The organism is Streptomyces griseus, from assembly GCF_001715295.1.
Taxonomy (GTDB): domain Bacteria; phylum Actinomycetota; class Actinomycetes; order Streptomycetales; family Streptomycetaceae; genus Streptomyces; species Streptomyces griseus_G.
Genome location: NZ_MDKB01000005.1, coordinates 575060 through 593704, shown reverse-complemented (window position 1 = coordinate 593704; position 18645 = coordinate 575060). Strand labels below are relative to the sequence as shown.

16 protein-coding genes and 1 pseudogene are annotated in these 18645 nt (G+C 73.5%); 9 read left to right on the top strand and 8 right to left on the bottom strand.

The window, feature by feature from the left end; all coding sequences use genetic code 11:
• Positions 1 to 27 precede the first annotated feature (27 nt).
• The 3 genes and pseudogenes from BA175_RS30245 to BA175_RS27335 all read left to right on the top strand — a co-directional run bounded on the left by BA175_RS30245 (position 28) and on the right by BA175_RS27335 (position 3149).
• Positions 28 to 740 (top strand): annotated as a pseudogene (locus BA175_RS30245) (DNA alkylation repair protein).
• Between the two features lie 292 nt (positions 741 to 1032).
• Positions 1033 to 2214, top strand: a complete 1182-nt coding sequence (tuf, locus tag BA175_RS27340; protein WP_069174190.1) for an elongation factor Tu — start codon at positions 1033 to 1035, stop codon at positions 2212 to 2214.
• Positions 2215 to 2303: 89 nt separating this feature from the next.
• Entirely contained in the window at positions 2304 to 3149 is an 846-nt protein-coding gene (locus BA175_RS27335) for a spermidine synthase (RefSeq protein ID WP_069174189.1), read from the top strand.
• Here BA175_RS27335 and BA175_RS27330 read toward each other — a convergent pair.
• The gene (locus BA175_RS27330) at positions 3111 to 4433 is read right to left on the bottom strand and encodes an MFS transporter (RefSeq protein ID WP_069174188.1); all 1323 of its coding nucleotides are present in this window, start codon (positions 4431 to 4433) and stop codon (positions 3111 to 3113) included. The genes BA175_RS27335 and BA175_RS27330 overlap by 39 nt on opposite strands.
• 66 nt (positions 4434 to 4499) lie before the next feature.
• Positions 4500 to 5549, bottom strand: a complete 1050-nt coding sequence (locus tag BA175_RS27325) for a hypothetical protein (protein WP_069174187.1) — start codon at positions 5547 to 5549, stop codon at positions 4500 to 4502.
• A gap of 109 nt (positions 5550 to 5658) precedes the next feature.
• Between BA175_RS27325 and BA175_RS27320 the strand changes: the two genes are divergently transcribed.
• Both BA175_RS27320 and BA175_RS27315 read left to right on the top strand, forming a co-directional pair.
• On the top strand, positions 5659 to 6096 hold the full coding sequence (locus BA175_RS27320; protein ID WP_069174186.1) for a DUF4442 domain-containing protein: 438 nt from the start codon (positions 5659 to 5661) through the stop codon (positions 6094 to 6096).
• 78 nt (positions 6097 to 6174) lie between these two features.
• Positions 6175 to 6840 carry a DedA family protein gene (locus tag BA175_RS27315; RefSeq protein ID WP_069174185.1) on the top strand — a complete coding sequence of 222 codons (666 nt, stop codon included), beginning with the start codon at positions 6175 to 6177 and terminating at the stop codon, positions 6838 to 6840.
• Between the two features lie 125 nt (positions 6841 to 6965).
• Here BA175_RS27315 and BA175_RS27310 read toward each other — a convergent pair whose 3' ends face one another.
• The gene (locus BA175_RS27310; RefSeq protein WP_069174184.1) at positions 6966 to 7496 is read right to left on the bottom strand and encodes a gamma carbonic anhydrase family protein; all 531 of its coding nucleotides are present in this window, start codon (positions 7494 to 7496) and stop codon (positions 6966 to 6968) included.
• 207 nt (positions 7497 to 7703) lie between these two features.
• On the opposite strand from BA175_RS27310, the gene BA175_RS27305 reads away from it, so the two are divergent.
• Positions 7704 to 8540, top strand: coding sequence for an acyltransferase (locus tag BA175_RS27305; RefSeq protein ID WP_254668010.1), 837 nt, complete (start codon positions 7704 to 7706; stop codon positions 8538 to 8540).
• Between the two features lie 102 nt (positions 8541 to 8642).
• Here the strand turns inward: BA175_RS27305 and BA175_RS27300 are convergent, their stop codons facing one another.
• Complete coding sequence (locus tag BA175_RS27300) at positions 8643 to 9461, bottom strand: aminoglycoside N(3)-acetyltransferase (protein ID WP_069174183.1); 819 nt, start codon at positions 9459 to 9461, stop codon at positions 8643 to 8645.
• A 36-nt stretch (positions 9462 to 9497) separates the two neighbouring features.
• On the bottom strand, positions 9498 to 9914 hold the full coding sequence (locus BA175_RS27295) for a CoA-binding protein (RefSeq protein ID WP_069174182.1): 417 nt from the start codon (positions 9912 to 9914) through the stop codon (positions 9498 to 9500).
• Between the two features lie 117 nt (positions 9915 to 10031).
• Here BA175_RS27295 and BA175_RS27290 point away from each other — a divergent pair, with 117 nt between their 5' ends.
• The 3 genes from BA175_RS27290 (at position 10032) to BA175_RS27280 (ending at position 15046) form a co-directional block, all read left to right on the top strand.
• On the top strand, positions 10032 to 10667 hold the full coding sequence (locus BA175_RS27290) for a YigZ family protein (RefSeq protein ID WP_069174181.1): 636 nt from the start codon (positions 10032 to 10034) through the stop codon (positions 10665 to 10667).
• Positions 10668 to 10802: 135 nt separating this feature from the next.
• The gene (locus BA175_RS27285) at positions 10803 to 11969 is read left to right on the top strand and encodes an exonuclease SbcCD subunit D (RefSeq protein WP_069174180.1); all 1167 of its coding nucleotides are present in this window, start codon (positions 10803 to 10805) and stop codon (positions 11967 to 11969) included.
• Positions 11966 to 15046 carry an AAA family ATPase gene (locus BA175_RS27280; protein ID WP_069174179.1) on the top strand — a complete coding sequence of 1027 codons (3081 nt, stop codon included), beginning with the start codon at positions 11966 to 11968 and terminating at the stop codon, positions 15044 to 15046. Before BA175_RS27285 ends, BA175_RS27280 begins: the two co-directional genes overlap by 4 nt.
• A 167-nt stretch (positions 15047 to 15213) precedes the next feature.
• Here the strand turns inward: BA175_RS27280 and BA175_RS27275 are convergent, their stop codons facing one another.
• The 3 genes from BA175_RS27275 to BA175_RS27265 form a co-directional block, all read right to left on the bottom strand.
• Entirely contained in the window at positions 15214 to 16086 is an 873-nt protein-coding gene (locus BA175_RS27275; protein WP_069174178.1) for an ATP-grasp domain-containing protein, read from the bottom strand.
• Positions 16087 to 16222: 136 nt separating this feature from the next.
• Positions 16223 to 17908 carry a DUF885 domain-containing protein gene (locus BA175_RS27270; RefSeq protein WP_069174177.1) on the bottom strand — a complete coding sequence of 562 codons (1686 nt, stop codon included), beginning with the start codon at positions 17906 to 17908 and terminating at the stop codon, positions 16223 to 16225.
• Between the two features lie 168 nt (positions 17909 to 18076).
• Positions 18077 to 18604 carry an Lrp/AsnC family transcriptional regulator gene (locus tag BA175_RS27265; protein ID WP_069174176.1) on the bottom strand — a complete coding sequence of 176 codons (528 nt, stop codon included), beginning with the start codon at positions 18602 to 18604 and terminating at the stop codon, positions 18077 to 18079.
• Positions 18605 to 18645: the final 41 nt, after the last annotated feature.

Here is an 18645-nt window from a genome sequence, read left to right as displayed (position 1 = left end):
GTGTGCGACCGCCGTACTGCGCGCCCCATGAGTTCCCCGGCGCGGTGCGGCCCCGCCGTACCGGACAGCGGGCTCGCCGACATCGTCGTGCGCCGTCTCACCCGCGCGTTTCCCGAGGCGGCCGACTCCGAACGGGCGGTGGGGGACAGCCGCTTACATGAGGAACGTCACGCCCTCCCTCGGGACAGCCACCCCTCCGGCGCCGGGCCCGGTCCCGGACCGTACTCGCGGTACCGCACCACCGGACGAAGCGGACTGCACCGCGACCGCCGTGCGCCGCCGGGAGTTGCCCGAGCGCGCGTACCGGTACGTTGCCGCCGGCCACCCGCGCCGTCACAACGGCCGCCGTTCGCCGGATTTCCTTCCCGTCCTGCGCCGTCCCGTGACCACGGACCCGCGGTAGGACACCGTCGACGTGCTCGCCGCCCATGGGGCCGGACCGCTCGTCGCGGCCGATCCGGTGCTGAATCGCGCGAGGGGCCGGTGGGCCGAGGACGACGACCGCTGGATCGTCCGCACCGCGCTGATCCACCAACTCCGGTACCGGGAGCGGACCGACACCGGCCCGCTGTGCGGATACTGCCTGCTCCGCGCCGATCCCACCTCTCCGCAAGGCGATCGGCTGGTGCCTGCGCGCCTACGCCAGGACGGACACCGAGGCCGTCCGCGACGTCGTCGACGGTGCCCGGGACCGCCGCTCGCCGCTCTCCGTACGTGAGGCCCTCAAGAACATCGGCTGAGGCCCGCCCGAAATCCGTTCGACGCGGTCCCGCCGCTCCGCCATGATCAGGGGCATGGTCCGGCACGCCTTCCTCGCAGCGCGGTCCGCAGTCGCGGACACGCCGAAGGCTGCCGTGAGCCCTGCGACGGCAGTCGCAGCAGCAGTCGCAGCGGCGTGCACCGCTGCCGCAGCGTTCCTCGGCGGCGCCCGAAGCTGACCCTCCCCCGACAGTCCGGCGGACCCCGCAAGGGGAGGGTCGGCAGGGCCCTGGGGTCTTCTCCACACTCAGCTCGCACACCAAGGAACGAGCCATGCCCAAGACGGCATACGTGCGCACCAAGCCACACCTCAACATCGGCACCATGGGCCACGTCGACCACGGCAAGACCACCCTGACCGCGGCCATCACCAAGGTTCTCAGCGACCGCGGCAGCGGCACCTTCGTGCCGTTCGACCGCATCGACCGGGCGCCCGAGGAGGCGCAGCGCGGCATCACCATCAACATCTCGCACGTCGAGTACGAGACCGACACCCGGCACTACGCCCACATCGACATGCCCGGACACGCCGACTACATCAAGAACATGGTGACGGGAGCGGCACAGCTCGACGGGGCGATCCTGGTCGTCTCCGCGCTCGACGGCATCATGCCGCAGACCGCGGAACACGTCCTGCTGGCCCGGCAGGTCGGCGTCGACCACATCGTCGTCGCCCTCAACAAGGCCGACGCCGTCGACGACGGCGAGGACTCGATGCTGACCGACCTGGTCGAGCTGGAGGTCCGCGAGCTGCTCTCCGCCCACGGATACGGCGGGGACACCGTGCCCGTCGTCCGGGTGTCGGGACTGAAGGCCCTCCAGGGCGACCCGCAGTGGACGGCCTCCATCGAGGCACTGCTGGACGCCGTCGACACGTACGTACCGATGCCGGTGCGCTACACCGACGCGCCGTTCCTCCTGCCGGTGGAGAACGTCCTCACCATCACGGGGCGCGGCACCGTCGTCACCGGCGCCGTCGAGCGCGGCACGGTGCGCGTCGGGGACCGGGTGTCGGTGCTCGGCGCGGACGTCGAGACGGTCGTCACCGGCCTGGAGACCTTCGGGAAGCCGATGGAGTCCGCGCAGGCCGGCGACAACGTCGCGCTGCTGCTGCGCGGAGTGGAGCGCGACCGGGTCCGCCGCGGCCATGTGGTCGCGGCGCCGGGCAGCGTCACACCCCGCCGGCGCTTCACCGCGCAGGTGTACGTCCTGTCCGCGCGGGAGGGCGGCCGGGCCACGCCGGTCACCACCGGATACCGGCCGCAGTTCTACATCCGTACGGCGGACGTCGTCGGGGACGTCGATCTGGGGGAGGCCGCGGTGGCACGGCCGGGTGACACCGTCACCATGACGATCGAACTGGGCCGTGACATCCCGCTGGAGCCCGGTCTCGGCTTCGCCGTCCGCGAGGGCGGCAGGACCGTCGGCGCCGGGACGGTCACCGGTCTCCTCTGAGACCGGCACCGGGCGGGAGCCCGTCCCCTCCCCACCGAGGGGACGGGCTCCGTGTCCGGAGCACGCCCGTGACGGGGAACAATGGGGGAGTGAACGAGCCCATACCCGTCCTCCGCGCCACCGACTTCGGGACCGCCCGGCTGATGCCCGACGTGGACCGCGCACGGGCCTGGCTGCTCACGGTCGACGGGGCCCCTCAGTCGTACGTCGACCTCGACGCACCGGAGCACCTGGAGTTCGAGTACGTTCGGCGGCTCGCCCACGTCGTGGACGCGGTGGCGGACCCCGGCGCCCCCCTGGACGCCGTGCACCTCGGCGGCGGGGCGCTCACTCTGCCCCGCTACCTCGCCGCGACCCGCCCCGGTTCACGTCAGCACGTCGCCGAGGCGGACCGGGAGCTGTCCGCCCTGGTCGGTGAGCACCTCCCGCTGCCCGAAGGGGCCGGGATCACGGTGCACGGCGCCGACGCCCGTACCTGGCTGGAGCGGGCACCGGCGGACTCCGCGGACCTCGTGATCGCCGACGTCTTCGGCGGGGCCCGGGTGCCCGCCCACCTCACGTCCGTCGAGTACGCGCACGCCGCGGGACGGGTCCTGCGTGCCGGGGGGACCTACGCCGCCAACCTGGCCGACAGCGCGCCCTTCAGCTTCCTGCGCCCGCAACTGGCCAACTTCGCCACGGTCTTCGGCGAGATGGCACTGATCGCCGAACCGGCGGTCCTGCGGGGCCGGCGGTTCGGCAACGTGGTGCTCGTGGCCTCGCGGGCGCCCCTGGACATCGCGGCACTGACCAGGCGGTGCGCCGCCGACGCGTTCCCCGCCCGGGTGGAGCACGGTACGGCGCTCGCCCGGCTCATCGGTCCCGCCCGGCCCGTACCGGACAGCGAGGCGGTCGCCTCACCCGAGCCCCCCGACGGGGCTTTCGGTATCGGCTGACACCCCGGCGGGCCGGCCGGGCAGGGCGGTGCCCCCGCCCTTCACGACCGTGCTGCGGCGGGTCAGATTCCGTACGTCCGGGACGCACAGCACCCCCGCCGTCACCAGCACGATCAGCGCGGCGCAGCCCCACAGCGCCTGGCTGCGGCCGACCAGCGACTCCACCGGGCCGGCCGCGGCCGTGGCGAGCGGCACCATCGCCACGGAGCCGAACCAGTCGTACGCCGAGACCCGGGACAGCTTCTCCTCCGGTATCTCCTGGTGCAGCGCAGTCATCCAGGAGACACCGAACACCTCGATGGCGACCCCGGTCACGAACATCACGCCGCAGAGCGCGCCGACCGGCAAGGGGATCGCCAGGCCTGCCGACGGCAGGGCCAGGGGGAAGACACAGAGCGTGCCTGCCAGCAGGAGCCGACGCGGTTTCCAGCGCATCATCAGGAGCGCCCCGCCCAGCGTGCCGATCCCGAAGGCCGCGAGCGCGAACCCCCACGGGCGGGCCCCGCCCAGCTCGTCCCTCGCCACCAGCGGCCCGTACACCGCCTCGGCGGCCCCGACGACGGCCACGACCACCGAGAACTGCAGGACCACGGCCCACAGCCAGGGCCGGCCCACGACCTCCCGCCAGCCGTCGCGCATGTCGGCGAGCAGCCCGCCGCCCGGCGCGCGCTCGGGGATGTGGCGGACGTCGAGGAACGCGCGCAGCGTACCGGCGACGGCGAACGCCGCCGCGTCGACCGCGAGCACCCAGCCCGGGTCCATCGCCGCGATCATGGCACCGCCCAGCGCCGCGCCGCCGATCGCGGCACCGTGCATGGCCATCCGGAAGAAGGCGAAGGCGCGGGCGGCCTGTTCCCCGCTGACGCTGGACAGGAGCATGCCCTCGGCCGCCGGGTTGAAGAAGGCCTGGCCGGTACCGCACAGGGCGGTGAGCAGCATCATCTGCCAGAGCCTGGCGTCGCCCGTCAGGACCAGCCAGGCGAGGACCGCCTGGGAGACGCCGTTGAGGGCGTTCGCCGCCACCATCACCCGATGACGCGGCAGCCGGTCCGCGATCGCTCCGCCGACCAGCAGGAAGAGCACCAGCGGCAGGGTGCGTGCGGCGGCGACCAGGCCCACGTCACCCGCGTCGCCGCCGGCCTCCAGAACCGCGAAAGCCGCCGCGATCAGCGCGCCGTGGGTACCCAGGCTCGTGATGATCGCGGCGGCGGTCAGCAGACCGTAGTTGCGGCCGGCCCGAGGGGTGCGGGACGCGGCGGGCGGGGTGGGGGCGGCGGAAGTCACCCGGGGACTATCCCCGCCCGGACCCCGCTCTGCCAAATGGATATGACCGGACGGACCGTCAGGGGATCAGGACGCGCTCTCCGCGAGCCGTACCGTGCTGAGGATCTTCTGGACGGTCGCGTCGGGCAGCTCGTCGTCCACACCGGCGTTGGCGTAGAGGACCCAGGTCGCGTACTCGCCCTTGGCGTTCTTGAAACTGAACGCCGTCGACTTGCCGTCGGTGTCGCACTTGTTCTTCTTGGCCAGCCCCGTGGCGGTGGCCGACACGACACTGCCGGAGAGACCCGACTTCGTGGTGTACGGAGCGGCCTTGCCGACCTTGACCTTCTCCTTGGGGTCCTCCTGGGCGTAGGCGGCCCACACCCAGTTGGCGGCCTCGTTGGTGGCCGCCTCGTCCGTGGTCTTGGCGCCCTGTGCCCCCTTGGTGCCGACGCCCGCCAGGCCGGTGTCCTCCTTGCGGCCGTCCTTGTCGACGTCGTCGACGCACCACTTGCTCTTGTAGTAGGCGGGGGCGGTGAAGCCTGCGGCCGGCGGGCCGGTCGGGTCCTTCACGTCCTCGAAGCCGGAGAACACGCCCGTACCGGCGACCTCCCAGTCACCGGGCACGTCGAACTGCGTCCCCCACTTCGGGTTGGTCACCACCTTCCAGCCGGGTACGGACGGCGCGGCCTCCTCCCCGCCGCGCGGGTTCGGCACCGGGGAGGAAGGGGCGTCGGAGGCCTTCGCGGAGGGCGAGGTCTTCTTGCCGTCCGCGACGTCGGAGCCGCCCTTGTCGTCGTCCTTGTTCATGACGACGACTCCGGTGACGACCGCCGCCACGACGACCGCGGTGGCCGCGAGGACGGCGACGACCGTCGTCTTCTTCCTGTCACCGGGCTGCGGCCCGCCGGGCGGGCCCGGCACGGCGTACTGCGGCGCGGTCGGCTGCTGGTACGGGTTGGGCTGCGGGTAACCCGGCTGCTGCCCCTGCGGATAACCCGGCTGCTGGGCCCCGGTCTGCTGGTACCCCGGCTGCTGGTACGGATTCGGCTGGTGGTACCCCGGCTGCTGGTACGGGTTCTGGTTCTGGTCCTGCGGGTTCTGCTCGCCCCCGGGCGGCTGCTGTCCTGGCCACATGGCCAGTAACCATAGAGGGACCGGACGCCGGCTGCCACGGCCGCCCCTGTGAGGGGATGGTCAAGGGATGCTACTCACTAGTAACGTCGCGGTCATGAGCACTGAAGAGATGACGGTCGGCGACATGCTGTCCGCGAGCGTTCCGATGGTCCGCACCCTCAACCTCGCCTACCTGGAAACCACCGCCGAGCGTGCTGTCCTCTCGCTCCCGGACCAGGCCGCGTTCCACAACCACCTCGGCGGACCGCACGCCGGAGCGATGTTCACGCTGGCCGAGTCGGCGAGCGGGGCCGTCGTCCTCGCCGCGTTCGGCGACCAGCTGGCGCGCGCCGTCCCGCTGCCCGTGACCACGGAGATGGCCTTCAGGAAGGTGGCCATGGGCGCGCTCACCGCGACCGCCACGCTCGGCCGCCCGGCCGCCGAGGTCGTCGCCGAACTCGACGAGGGCAAGCGGCCCGAGTTCCCCGTACAGGTCGAGATCCGGCGGGCCGACGGCGCCGTGACGAGCGAGATGAGCGTGGTCTGGACGCTGCGCCCGAACCGCTGACCGCGTCGGCCCGGTAGGCTGCCCGCCGTGCGCCACCCGTGGTGCGCGGCGGCAGATTCTTTACGGGAGGAACCGGCTTTGCACGTCCAGGAATGGCTCGAGACCATCCCCGCGGTCAGTATCTACCTGCTGGTGGGGGTCGTCATCGGGCTGGAGAGCCTGGGCATCCCGCTGCCCGGCGAGATCATCCTCGTGAGCTCTGCGCTCCTCGCCTCCCAGCACGGCGAGGTCGATCCCGTGGTGCTCGGCGTGTGTGCGTCCGCCGGAGCGATCATCGGCGACTCGATCGGCTACGCCATCGGCCGCAAGGGCGGGCGGCCCCTGCTGGCGTGGCTCGGCGGCAGATTCCCCAAGCACTTCGGGGAGGCCCAGATCGCCATGGCGGAGCGGTCCTTCGAGAAGTGGGGCATGTGGGCGGTCTTCTTCGGCCGCTTCGTCGCGCTGCTGCGGATCTTCGCCGGGCCGCTGGCCGGGGTCCTGCGCATGCCGTACTGGAAGTTCCTCGTCGCCAACGTGCTCGGCGGCATCGTCTGGGCAGGCGGTACGACGGCTGTCGTCTACTCGGTGGGAGTCGTCGCCGAGGCGTGGCTCAAGCGCTTCTCCTGGCTGGGCCTGCTCGTCGCCGTCCTGATGGGCCTGACGTCGATGCTGGTCCTCAGGAACCGGGCCAAGAAGGCCGCGGAGCGGTCGGAGGGGCTGCCGGTGGCCACCTCCGAGCCCGGCTCCGTGCCCGCCGCCGACTGACCCGGCTCCGGCCGGAGGCCGTGGAGGCCGGCGGGGCAGGACGTGTCCGGGTCGGCCGGCCCCGGTGCTGCTCCTGCGCCGCGGGGCGCCGTGCGACGTCAGCTGCCGCGGGGCGCCGTGCGACGTCAGCCTCCGTGCGCCCGGCGGTGGGCCTTCGCCAGTTCCACGTAGCCGGCCGCGTTGAGGGCGATGCCCTCCCGCTCCTCGTCGGTCAGCCGGCGCTTGACCTTGGCGGGTACACCGGCGACGAGGGAGCCCGGGGGTACCCGCATCCCCTGCGGTACGAGGGCTTGCGCGGCCACCAGCGAACCCGCTCCGATGTGCGCCCCGTTGAGCACGGTGGCGCCCATGCCGACCAGTACGTCGTCCTCGATGACGCAGCCGTGCAGGACGGCGTTGTGGCCGACGGAGACCCTGGCACCCACGGTCAGCGGGAAGCCCGGGTCGGTGTGGACGCTGCAGTTGTCCTGGATGTTGCTGTCCGGGCCGAGCGAGATCGGCCCACAGTCGGCCCGCAGCACCGCCTGGTACCAGACGCTGGAGCCCGGGGCCAGCGAGACCTCGCCGACCACGACGGATGTCGGGGCCACGAAGGCGTCCGGGTCGACGTGCGGCTCCTTGCCGCCGATACCGGTGACCAACGCCTGCTCTGCCATCGCCTGCTCCTCCGCCTCGGGTGTGGTGCGGGTCGTGCTCGTGCGCCCGTCGCGCCGGGGGAACCGTAATCGACGGCCCTGCCACCCCCGGAGGGTGGGGTGAACATCACAGGCGGGGGCGGGATCGGTACCGCCCCGGCGGACTACCGTGAGCGGGTGGCGAACAACCGCGAGCGGGAGCCGAAGAGCAGAGGTACGGCCGCGTCCCTGGCGCGCCGGCGACGTCGGCTCCTGGCCGGTGCGGTCCACCGGGGCTGGGCCTGGCTGCAGCGGACCGGCGCCGTCACCGCGGAGCACCCGGGGAAGCTGAGGTTCGGCCGCATCGGTCCGGGGACGCGGCTCGCCTTCCCGCAGGGCACCGTGTTCGGCGAGCGGTGGATCGAGCTCGGCGACCACTGCATCATCGCCGAACAGGTGACGCTCACGGCAGGACTGATGCCCGATCTGGACCTGGGGCCGGAGACCGTGCTGACGCTGGGCAACGGGGTCGTGCTGGGCCGGGGGAGCCATGTCGTCGCCGACACCACCGTGTCCATCGGATCCGACACGTACTGCGGTCCGTACGTCTACATCACGTCGACCAACCACAGTTACGACGATCCCGACGAGCCGGTGGGCAGGCAGTGGCCGCGCATGGAGCCCGTCGTGATCGGTCCGGGCTGCTGGATCGGCACCGGAGCGGTGATCCTTCCGGGGTCCAGGCTCGGCCGCAACGTCGTGGTCGCGGCGGGCGCCGTCGTCCGCGGAGAGGTCCCCGACCACGCGGTGGTGGCGGGTGCCCCCGCCCGCGTCGTCCGCAGCTGGGACCCCGACAGGGGCTGGCAGCCGCCGTTGCGTACGCCCGCACCGGTACCGATTCCCGAGGGGGTCACCTCCGAGCAGCTGCAGGCCGTGGCGGAGCTGCTGGAGGACACGGAACCGGACACCCCCGCTCCGGCGTCGGCCCCCGCTCCGGCGTCGGCCCCCGCTCCCGTGTCGGCCCCCGCTCCGGTTCCGGACGCCGACGGGGGGCCGGCGCCCGAACCTCGGCGGCCCCGGGCGTGATCCCACGCCCGGACCGGGCGCGACGGGGACCGTCGCCCGGGGGGATCCGAGCGGGGGCCCTCCCGTCGGGCGACGTTCGGTGTACGGCCCGGCCGCGGCCACTCATCCACCGGGGGAGCGGTGGTCTTCCAGCCAGCCGGTGGCGAAGTCCACCGCCGCGCGGAGCCGGAAGAGACGGCTGGGCGCCGCACCCACCCTCCCGCGGCGCACCTCCCCGGCGGCAACCGACTGTTCGAAATCCGCGCCCAGGGACGGGAAGTCGCTGTCGTCCAGCTCGATGTCCTCGTACTCCCACCACCGGCGACCGCCGTCCGACGCGATGACACAGCGGTACAGGCGCCGGGGCGGCGCCGGGAGCCGGTACTCGGCGAGATGGAAGGCGGTGCAGGTGCCGAATTCCGTCCCGAGCAGCAGGACGCGGGCATCGGCCTCGTAGAGCCGGGCGAGCGGGGAGTCCTCGCCCAGATGACAGTCCGGGCGGTGATGCCCGAGCAGCCTCGCCGCCTCCGGGCCGACCGCGGCGAACGACGTCTGCGGGTGCGCGCTGCGGACCGCCCCCCGCGTCAGCCGCACCGACTCGGCCAGCCGCCCCATGGAGGGCGCGGGTGAGGAGGCCCGGTCGAAGGGCGGCATCTCCGCCAGCACGGCCGCGCGCTCCTCCCGGCCCAGGCCGCGGACGCGGTCCAGGTGGAGGGCGGACGTGTCGGAGTTCTCCGGGGTGAAGGAAGGGACCACCAGGGTGCCCCGCGGACCCAGCGCCACGCGAAGGGCCCTGGCCATCGCTCCGGCGTCCCCTCCGGCGGCACGCATGGACGCGTGCACCAGCAGGACGCCTCCCCGCTCCACACCGAGCGCCCGGAGCTGGGCCGCGATCCGGTCGGCGGGGACGGGATGCCGGGGATGCCGTGTCACGGCACGCATTCTCCCCGCCGCGGGCCGCGCCCGGCACCCCGCCTGTCAGGAGCGGCGGCCCAGGCGGGGTATCTCGATGGCGGGGCAGCGGTCCATCACCATGTCCAGGCCGGCGGCGCGCGTGCGCGCGTACGCCTCCTCGTCGATCACGCCGAGCTGGAACCAGACCGCCTTCGCGCCCGCGGTGACCGCCTCGTCGGCCACCGCGCCGGCCAGGTCGCTGTTGACGAAGACGTCCACCACATCGACGGGGAAGGGGATGTCCGCCAGCGAGGCGTAGCCCTGCTCGCCGTGGACCGGCTCGGCCTTGGGATGCACCGGGACCACTCTCTTGCCGAAGCGCTGGAGGACCTCGGCCACCCCGTAGGCCGCCCGGGAGCGGTTGGACGACAGGCCGACCACCGCCCAGGTGTCGCCCGAGTCCTGAAGGATCCTGCTGACCGTCTCGTCGTCTGCGTACATGCCCCGACAACGGACGGTCCGGCCCGGTCATTCCCCACGAACGGGTGAACGGCTTGTCGGATCGGCCCCCCGCGGGAGGGTTAACGGCGCCGGCGAACGGGCGCATAGGGTGGCCTGATGCAGGAGCAGTACCGGACCGTCGCCCGCGCGGGCGTCCACGAGACCGAGGTGAACCGGTCGCGCTTCCTCTGTGCGCTCGCCCCCGCCGCCACGGAGGAGGAGGCGCAGGCGTTCGTCGCACGCGTCCGCAAGGAGCATCCCACCGCGACGCACAACTGCTTCGCGTACGTGATCGGCGCCGACGCCTCCGTGCAGAAGGCCGCAGACGACGGGGAGCCCGGCGGTACCGCGGGCGTACCCATGCTCCAGATGCTCATGCGCCGCGAGACGCGCTACGTCGTCGCCGTCGTCACCCGCTACTACGGCGGTGTGAAGCTCGGCGCCGGCGGGCTGATCCGGGCCTACGGCGGGGCGGTGGGGGAGGCGCTGGACGCGCTGGGCACGGTCACCCGGCGGCGCTACCGGCTCGCCACCGTCACCGTCGACCACCAGCGGGCGGGCAAGCTGGAGAACGACCTCCGCGCCACCGGCCGGAGCGTGCACGACGTGCGGTACGCGGAGGCGGTGACCATCGGTGTCGGGCTGCCCGACGCCGACATCGAGGGATTCCGGGCCTGGCTCGCCGACGTCACGGCCGGCTCCGCCACGCTCGAACTGGGTGGCGAGGCGTACGGGGACGTCCGACCCGGATGACAGGGAAGGGACCGCACGGCGTTAGCGTGGCCCGGGTCCGCGGCGGAGATCCGCGCGGGCCGGACGGCGGGCCGGAGCGGCCCAGGGGGCGGAGGAGACGGCACATGAGGGTCGGAGCGGGTTCGGAGTGACGGCATGAGGATCCTGCACACCTCGGACTGGCACCTGGGGCGGTCGTTCCACCGCGTCCCGATGCTCGACGCCCAGGCCGTCTTCCTCGACCACCTCGTGCGGACGGCACGGGACCGTGAGGCCGACGTGGTCGTGGTGTCGGGCGACATCTACGACCGGGCGGTACCCCCCCTCCCGGCCGTTCAGCTCTTCGACGACGTGCTCCACCGGCTGGCCGCCGCCGGCGTGCCGACGATCATGATCTCCGGCAACCACGACTCGGCCCGCAGGCTCGGCGTGGGTGCCGGGCTGATCGCCGGGGCGGGCATCCACCTGCGCACCGACCCCGGCGCGTGCGCCACCCCCGTCGTGCTGCCCGACGCGCACGGCGACGTGGCGTTCTACGGCCTCCCCTACCTGGAACCCGCCCTGGTCCGCGACACGCTGGGCGCCACGAGGACGGGACACGAAGCGGTCCTCGCGGCCGCCATGGACCAGGTACGCGCCGATCTCGCGGCCCGCCCGGACACCACCCGCTCCGTGGTCCTCGCTCACGCGTTCGTCGCGGGCGGCGAACCGAGTGACAGCGAACGCGACATCACCGTCGGCGGAGTCGCCGCCGTCCCCGCAGGTGTCTTCGACGGCGTCGACTACGTCGCGCTCGGGCACCTGCACGGCTGCCAGACCGTGACGGAGCGGATCCGCTACTCGGGCTCCCCGCTCCCGTACTCCTTCTCCGAACACACCCACCGCAAGACGATGTGGCTGACCGACATCGGGGCCGGCGGGGAGATCACCGCCGAACGCGTCGACTGCCCCGTCCCGCGCCCGCTCGCGCGCCTGCGCGGGCGCCTGTCCACGCTGCTCGACGATCCCGCACTCGAACGGCACCAGGAGTCGTGGGTGGAGGCCACCCTCACCGACCCCACGCGGCCGGACGAGCCGATGGCCCGCCTCCTGGAGCGCTACCCGCACACGCTCAGCCTCGTCCTCGAACCGGAGCGGTCCGCCGGGGACCCGCTCGCCTCGTACGCGCAACGGCTCAAGGGACGCGACGACCAGCAGATCACGGAGGACTTCGTGGCCCATGTGCGCGGCGGCGACGGCCCCAGCGAGCCGGAACGCGCGGTGCTGCGGGGGGTCCTCGACGACGTACGGGTGCACGACGGTGTGAACGAGGTGGCGCGTTGAGACTCCACAAGCTCACCCTCACGGCCTTCGGCCCTTTCGGCGCCACCCAGGAGGTCGACTTCGACGCCCTGGCGTCGGCCGGCCTCTTCCTGCTGCACGGCCCGACGGGTGCGGGCAAGACATCGGTGCTCGACGCCGTCTGCTACGGGCTCTACGGGGCCGTGCCAGGCGCCCGGCAGAGCCCCGGCACCTCCCTGCGCAGCGACCACGCCCCGGTCGACCTCCCCACCGAGGTCCGGCTGGAGCTGACCGTCGGAGGGCGCCGGCTGGAGGTCACCAGGTCACCCGCCCAGCTCCGTCCCAAGAGGAGGGGCGGCGGCTTCACGACGGAGAAGGCGCAGAGCGGACTGCGAGAGTACGACCCCGAGAAGGGCTGGCAGGCGCTGAGCCGTTCCCACCAGGAGATCGGCGAGGAGATCGGCGGCCTCGTCGGGATGAGCCGAGACCAGTTCTGCCAGGTCGTGCTGCTGCCGCAGGGCGACTTCGCCCGCTTCCTGCGGGCGGACGCGGAGGCCCGTGGCAAGCTGCTCGGCAGACTCTTCGACACCCGCAGGTTCGCAGCCGTGGAGGAGCGGCTGGCCGAGCTCCGCCGCGCCGCCGAGGCCCGGGTCCGGTCCGGCGACGAGCAGATCCTTGCCCTCGCCCAGCGCATCGCCCAGGCGGCCGGGCCCGCGGCGGGCGACACGGCACTGCCCGGGACCGGACCGGGCGAGCCCGGGCTCGCCGAAGGCGTACTGGAGTGGGCCGCGATCGCACGCACCGGCGCGCGTGAACGGCTCGACATCGCCCGGTCCGTCGTGTCCCGCGCGGAGAGCCGGAACACCACCGCACGCCTCGCGCTCGAGGCGGAGCGCGAACTCGCCCGTCTCCAGCAGCGGTACGAGGAGACCCGTCGCCGCTCCGCGGCACTGGAGGAGCGCCGGGCGGAGCACGACCGCTGTGCTGAACAGCTGGCACACGCCCGCAGGGCGGACCGGGTCGCCCCGGCGCTCGAACTCCGCGACGAGGCCGAGCGGGCCCACGGGATCGCCGAGGAGGCCCGGGAGCGGTCCCGTGCCGCACTGCCCCCGGAACTGGCCGACGCGGGAGCCGAGCAACTGGCCGGCACCGAGCGCCGCCTCAGGGCGGAACTGGGCGCCCTCGACGCCGCCCGCCGTGCCGAGCGGCGCAGCAGCGAGATCGACGCCGAACTGGCCGACCTCGACAGGCAGTCCCGGGCCGACGACGAGCTGATCCAGGAAGCGGCCGACTGGACGGCCGGGTGGGAAGCCACCCGCCAGGAGCTGACCGCACGCGTCCAGACCGCCCAGGAGGCCGCCACCCGGGCCGAACGGCTGGCGGGCCTGCTGGCACCGGCGCGCCGGAGACTGGACGCGGCACGCCGGCGCGACGCCCTCGCGGAGCGGGAGACGCCGGCCCTGGAAGCCCTGACGGCGGCCCGTGAACGTGCGGTGACGGCGCACGAGACCTGGCTGGGGCTCCGCGAGCAGCGGTTGCGGGGCATCGCGGCCGAGCTGGCCGCACACCTGGTCGACGGCGAGCCCTGCGGAGTGTGCGGCTCGGCCGAGCACCCGGAGCCCGCCCGCCCGGGCGACGGCCACGTGGACCGGGCGACGGAGGAAGCCGCTCTCGCGGACCACCGGCGCGCCGACCGGGCCCGCGCGGAGGCGGAGCGCGACCTGGAACTGCTCCGGGAACGCCTGGCCGCAGCTCGGGCGGAAGTGGGGACGGAACGGGCGGACGCCGCGGACGGGACGCGCCCCGCCGACGAGGCGATCGCACCCCACGCGGCGGGCGCGGACGCCTCCGTGACGGTCCTCGAGGCGGCCGTCGCCGTACTGACCCGGGAACACGAGGAGGCACACCGCCTGGCCGCAGGCACGCACGCGGCCAGGGAGGCCCTGGCCGCTGCCGAGCGTGAGCACCTCGGACGGCTGGACGACCGGCAGCGGGCCGAGCGGCGTGCCGCGGCCCGAACCTCACGGCGCGAAGTGCTCGACCGGGAACGTTCGGTCCTGGAGGCCGAACTCCTGCACGCCCGCGGCGCTTCGGACTCCGTCGCCGCGCACGCGGCCGTGCTCGAACGGCAGGTCGCGCTGCTCGCCGGGGCCACCGAGGCACTACGCGCCGAACAACGGGCCGCCGAACAACGCAAGGAAGCGGACGGGCGCCTCGCCGACGCCGCCTTCCGCGCCGGATTCGACACCCCGCAGGCCGCCGCGGCGAAGGTCCTGAGCGAGACCGCCCAGCGGGAGCTGCAGCACCGCGTCGACGCCTGGCAGGCGGAGTCCGCAGGCGTCGCCGACCGGCTCGCCGAGGAGGACGCACGGGCGGCCGCCGGGCGGCCGCCCGCCGACCCGGCCGCCGCCGGGAAGGAGTACGACGCGTCGGCACGGCTGCTGCGCGACAGCGCCGCCGGGCTCGCCGCCGCCGAGGAGCGCTGCGGCGAGCTCGACCGGCTCTCGGCGCGCGTGGCGCAGGAGGTGCGCGCTCTGGGGCCGCTGCGCCGGGAGCACGAACGGGTGGCCCGTCTCGCGGGGCTCACCGCGGGCACCTCCGCCGACAACGAACGCAGGATGCGGCTGGAGTCGTACGTCCTCGCGGCCCGCCTCGAACAGGTCGCCGCCGCGGCGACGGCCCGCCTCCGCCGGATGTCGTCCGGCCGCTACACCCTGGTCCACTCCGACGCGCGCAGCGGTGGCCGCAGGGCCGGTCTGGGCCTGCACGTCGTGGACGCGTGGACGGGCCGGGAGCGCGACACCGCCACCCTGTCAGGCGGCGAGACCTTCTTCGCCTCACTCGCCCTGGCTCTCGGCCTCGCCGACGTCGTGACCGACGAGGCGGGCGGCGTACGGCTGGACACGCTCTTCATCGACGAGGGATTCGGCAGCCTCGACGACCAGACGCTGGACGAGGTGCTCGACGTCCTGGACTCCTTGCGCGAACGGGACCGGAGCGTCGGCATCGTCAGCCATGTGGCCGACCTGCGCCGCCGGATCCCCGCCCAGCTCGAGGTGGTGAAGGAGCGGCACGGGTCGACGGTGCGCCACCAGGTGTCCGGCGCGCCCGGCGGCTGATCGCCGGCGGGCCGAGGACCGAGCCCGCCGCCGGAGGTCACCGCGCCGAGGACGCCGTGCGCCGAGCCCTGCCGGACAGCGAACAGCCGGACACGGAACGGCCGGACACCGAGCCGCCGGACACCGGCAGGCACGGCACCTCGCTCCGGTGCCGCGGGGTGCCCGGCTCAGGCGCCGAGGAGGGCGGCGAACAGGTCCTCGCCGTCCTCGCCGGCGGGCAGCCCGCTGACCTGTCCGTCCCCGACCTCCACCACCCGCCACACCCCGTCCTTCCGCAACGCCAGGTCCGTCGTCACCCAGCGGCAGCCGAGACGGCGCACCGCCTCGCCGACCGCGTCGAGGGCCGGTGCCGGCACCTGGCCGGGCGTGTCCGGGTGGGCCGTGACCAGGACCGGCGAGCCGTCCACCCACCACGCGCGTGCCTCACCGCCGGCCAGGAACGGTTCGTAGGCCCGCAGCACCACTCCACCGGTCAGGTACGCGCCTTGCAGGTCGACGAAGCGGCCGACGACGGAGGTGAGCCGGTCCGTGTCCGACAGCTCCGGCACGAAGCACGCCTCCTCCCACTCGTGCTTGCGGGACTTCACGAAGTCCTTCACCACGCCGGGCCCGGAGCCCAGCCGCGCGGCGAGCCGGGACCAGACCGCCGGTTCCGGCAGGGTGGCGCCCTCGGGCAGGGCGCGCCAGACGCTGCGGGGGGTCAGTTCCGCGAACGTGTCGTACCAGCCCGGGAGTTCGTGGGCGGCGCGGTAGGCGGAGGCGCACGTGAGGAGGGTGCAGCCACGTGCGGCGAGCGCCTGCTCCATTTCCTCGTAACGGCCGGCCGGAACCATCCAGCCCCGGTACCAGTAGGCCCCCGAGTCCGGCCGTACGGCCCGGCCCAGCGCCTCCTCCGGGTCACCGGAGAGCAGCGCGTCGTGATCGATCAGCACGATCCGCGCGCCGGTCCCGCGCACCGCGGCCGCCTCCCGGGCGAACGCCGGGTCCGGACGGCCCGGGCGCAACGGGTCACGGCAGAACAGGAAAGCGGGCGGCACCATCGATGACTCATTCCTCGAGCCGCCCCGCGGACAGGGAGAAGCCGGGGGGGGGAGAGACGGGAGGGAGGGAAGGGCGGGCGACGGGTCGCGGGCCGGACCGGAGTGCGCACCCCGGTCCGGCCCGCGACCGCCGCGATCAGAGCTGGGACAGTTCGTCCACCAGGTCGTCCAGCCCCAGCGAACCCTGCGAGAGGGCCGCCATGTGCCAGGCCTTGAGATCGAACGCGTCGCCGTGCGCCTTGCGGGCGTTCTCGCGTCCCAGCAGCCAGGCACGCTCGCCCAGCTTGTAACCGATGGCCTGCCCCGGCATCGACAGATAGCGGGTCAGCTCGCTCTCCACGAAGTCGGCCGGACGGCCGCTGTGGTTGCCGAAGAACTCCTGCGCCAGGTCCGGTGTCCACCGCTCACCCGGGTGGAACGGCGAGTCCGCGGGGATCTCCAGTTCCAGGTGCATGCCGATGTCCACGATCACCCGGCAGGACCGCATCATCTGCGCGTCCAGGTAGCCGAGCCGGCGCTCCGCGTCCGGCAGGAAGCCCAGTTCGTCCATCAGCCGCTCCGCGTACAGCGCCCAGCCCTCGGCGTTCGCACTGACCAGACCGACGGACGCCTGGTAGCGCGAGAGGCTGTCGGCGACGTGCGTCCACTGCGCGATCTGCAGATGGTGGCCCGGCACTCCCTCGTGGTACCAGGTGGACACCAGGTCGTACACCGGGAAGCGCGTCTGTCCCATGGTGGGCAGCCAGGTGCGTCCCGGGCGGGAGAAGTCCTCGGACGGGCCGGAGTAGTAGGGCGCGGCCGCTCCTCCGGGCGGAGCGATCCGGGACTCCACCGTACGTACGCGCTCGGCGAGTTCGAAGTGGGTACCGTCCAGGGCCTCGATCGCCTCGTCCATGAGGTTCTGCAGCCAGACCCTGACCTCCTCCACACCCTCGATGTGCTTGCCGTGCACATCCAGATGCGCGAGCGCCTCCCACGGGCCCGCGCCCGGCAGGATCCTGTCGGCCTCGGTCCTCATCTCGGCCAGCAGGCGGTGATATTCGGACCAGCCGTACGCGTACGCCTCGTCCAGGTCCAGATCCGTGCCGTTGAAGTAGCGCGACCAGCGGGCGTAGCGCTCACGGCCCACAATCTCGGGGGCGCCCTCGATCGCGGGGGCGTACACCTCGCGCATCCAGTCGCGCAGCGCGACGAGCCCCTCGGCGGCCTGCCCGGCGGCCTCGTCCAGCTCCGTCCGCAGCGAGTCCGGTCCTCCGGACACGAAGTCCTGGAAGAACCCCGGGCCGTCCTCCCCGGCCCAGGCGCCCAGCTGACCGATGAAGGTGGCGGTGGGACGCGGACCCGCGTACAGCTTGCGCTCCAGACCGAGCGCCAGTGAGGAGCGGTACCCCTCGAGCGCGCCGGGGACCGCCCGCAGGCGTTCCACCACGGCCGCCCAGTCCTCCTCGGTGGCGGTCGGCGTCGCGGTGAACACCTCGCGGATGCTGTGCGCGGGTGACTGGATGTTGGAGACGGCCCGCAGGCCCTCGTCCGCCTCGTGGACGGCGAGTTCGGCCGTCAGCCGCTCGCGCAGCAGCCGGGCGCAGCGCCGCTCGGCCTCGGTGTCCGCGCCGGGGACCCGCTCCGCCGCGTCGAGCTCCGCCAGGGTGCTGCGGATGAGCCCGGCCATGGCCTCCTGGCCCGCAGGCGAGAAGTCGGGTAGCCGGGGGGAGCTTTCCGCGACCCCGAGATAGGTACCGGTGATCGGGTCGAGTTCGATGAATGCGTCGACGTAGGCGTCGGCGACCTGGCGGGGCAGCGCGCTGCCGGGTGTGTCTGACATGAGGTCATCCTCGTACGGCGAAGGGCTTCGCGTCACGTGGATAGGACGTCCGCCCGGAAGGACCTGCACGCCGCACCGGTGTCCGCGCACGAAGTTCCTGTCAGAAGGGCCCCTGCGGACGTTCTTCCGGTGGCGCCGAGGAGATGCCCGTGGCGGTGGGGGAGCGGCCTACGGTCCCGGGGCATCCGGTTGTGGCGGTGGACCGGCCGCCGTCCGCGCGTCCCGCACGGGCGGCAGCAGCGGGCCGCACTCCCACTGCTGGAAGATCAGTCTGGTCTCCACCCGCGCCACCTCCCGGCGTGCGGTGAACTCGTCCAGCACCAGCCGCTGGAGATCCGCGGTACCGGCGACGGCGACATGGACCAGGTAGTCGTCGGGACCCGTCAGGTGGAACAGGGCGCGGGACTCCGGGAGCGCCCGGATCCGTTCGACGAACGGACCGATGAGCTCACGCCGGTGCGGGCGGACCTGCACCAGGAGCAGCGCCTCCAGACCCCGGCCGAGCCGCGCCGGGTCCAGCCGCAGTCGATGGCCGAGGATCACCCCGGCGCGGCGAAGCCGGGCCACCCGGTCCAGGCAGGTCGACGGGGCCACCCCGACCTCGGCGGCCAGTTCCCGGTACGTCGTCCGGGCATCGTTCTGCAGGAGTCGCAGAATGTGGAGGTCGACCGGGTCGAGAGCGACGGATTCGGACATCGGGCGAACGTAGCACGGGACTTCGCCCCCTGTGGCCGTCC

What these genes read in the sequence shown, in the direction of transcription:
- BA175_RS27290 (WP_069174181.1), top strand. Translation starts at nt 10,032, where the DNA reads ATGCAGGAGCAGTACCGGACCGTCGCCCGCGCGGGCGTCCACGAGACC.
- BA175_RS27325 (WP_069174187.1), bottom strand. Translation starts at nt 5,549, where the DNA reads ATGTGGCCAGGACAGCAGCCGCCCGGGGGCGAGCAGAACCCGCAGGAC.
- tuf (WP_069174190.1), top strand. Translation starts at nt 1,033, where the DNA reads ATGCCCAAGACGGCATACGTGCGCACCAAGCCACACCTCAACATCGGC.
- BA175_RS27270 (WP_069174177.1), bottom strand. Translation starts at nt 17,908, where the DNA reads ATGTCAGACACACCCGGCAGCGCGCTGCCCCGCCAGGTCGCCGACGCC.
- BA175_RS27320 (WP_069174186.1), top strand. Translation starts at nt 5,659, where the DNA reads ATGACGGTCGGCGACATGCTGTCCGCGAGCGTTCCGATGGTCCGCACC.
- BA175_RS27300 (WP_069174183.1), bottom strand. Translation starts at nt 9,461, where the DNA reads ATGCGTGCCGTGACACGGCATCCCCGGCATCCCGTCCCCGCCGACCGG.
- BA175_RS27295 (WP_069174182.1), bottom strand. Translation starts at nt 9,914, where the DNA reads ATGTACGCAGACGACGAGACGGTCAGCAGGATCCTTCAGGACTCGGGC.
- BA175_RS27285 (WP_069174180.1), top strand. Translation starts at nt 10,803, where the DNA reads ATGAGGATCCTGCACACCTCGGACTGGCACCTGGGGCGGTCGTTCCAC.
- BA175_RS27265 (WP_069174176.1), bottom strand. Translation starts at nt 18,604, where the DNA reads ATGTCCGAATCCGTCGCTCTCGACCCGGTCGACCTCCACATTCTGCGA.
- BA175_RS27310 (WP_069174184.1), bottom strand. Translation starts at nt 7,496, where the DNA reads ATGGCAGAGCAGGCGTTGGTCACCGGTATCGGCGGCAAGGAGCCGCAC.
- BA175_RS27275 (WP_069174178.1), bottom strand. Translation starts at nt 16,086, where the DNA reads ATGGTGCCGCCCGCTTTCCTGTTCTGCCGTGACCCGTTGCGCCCGGGC.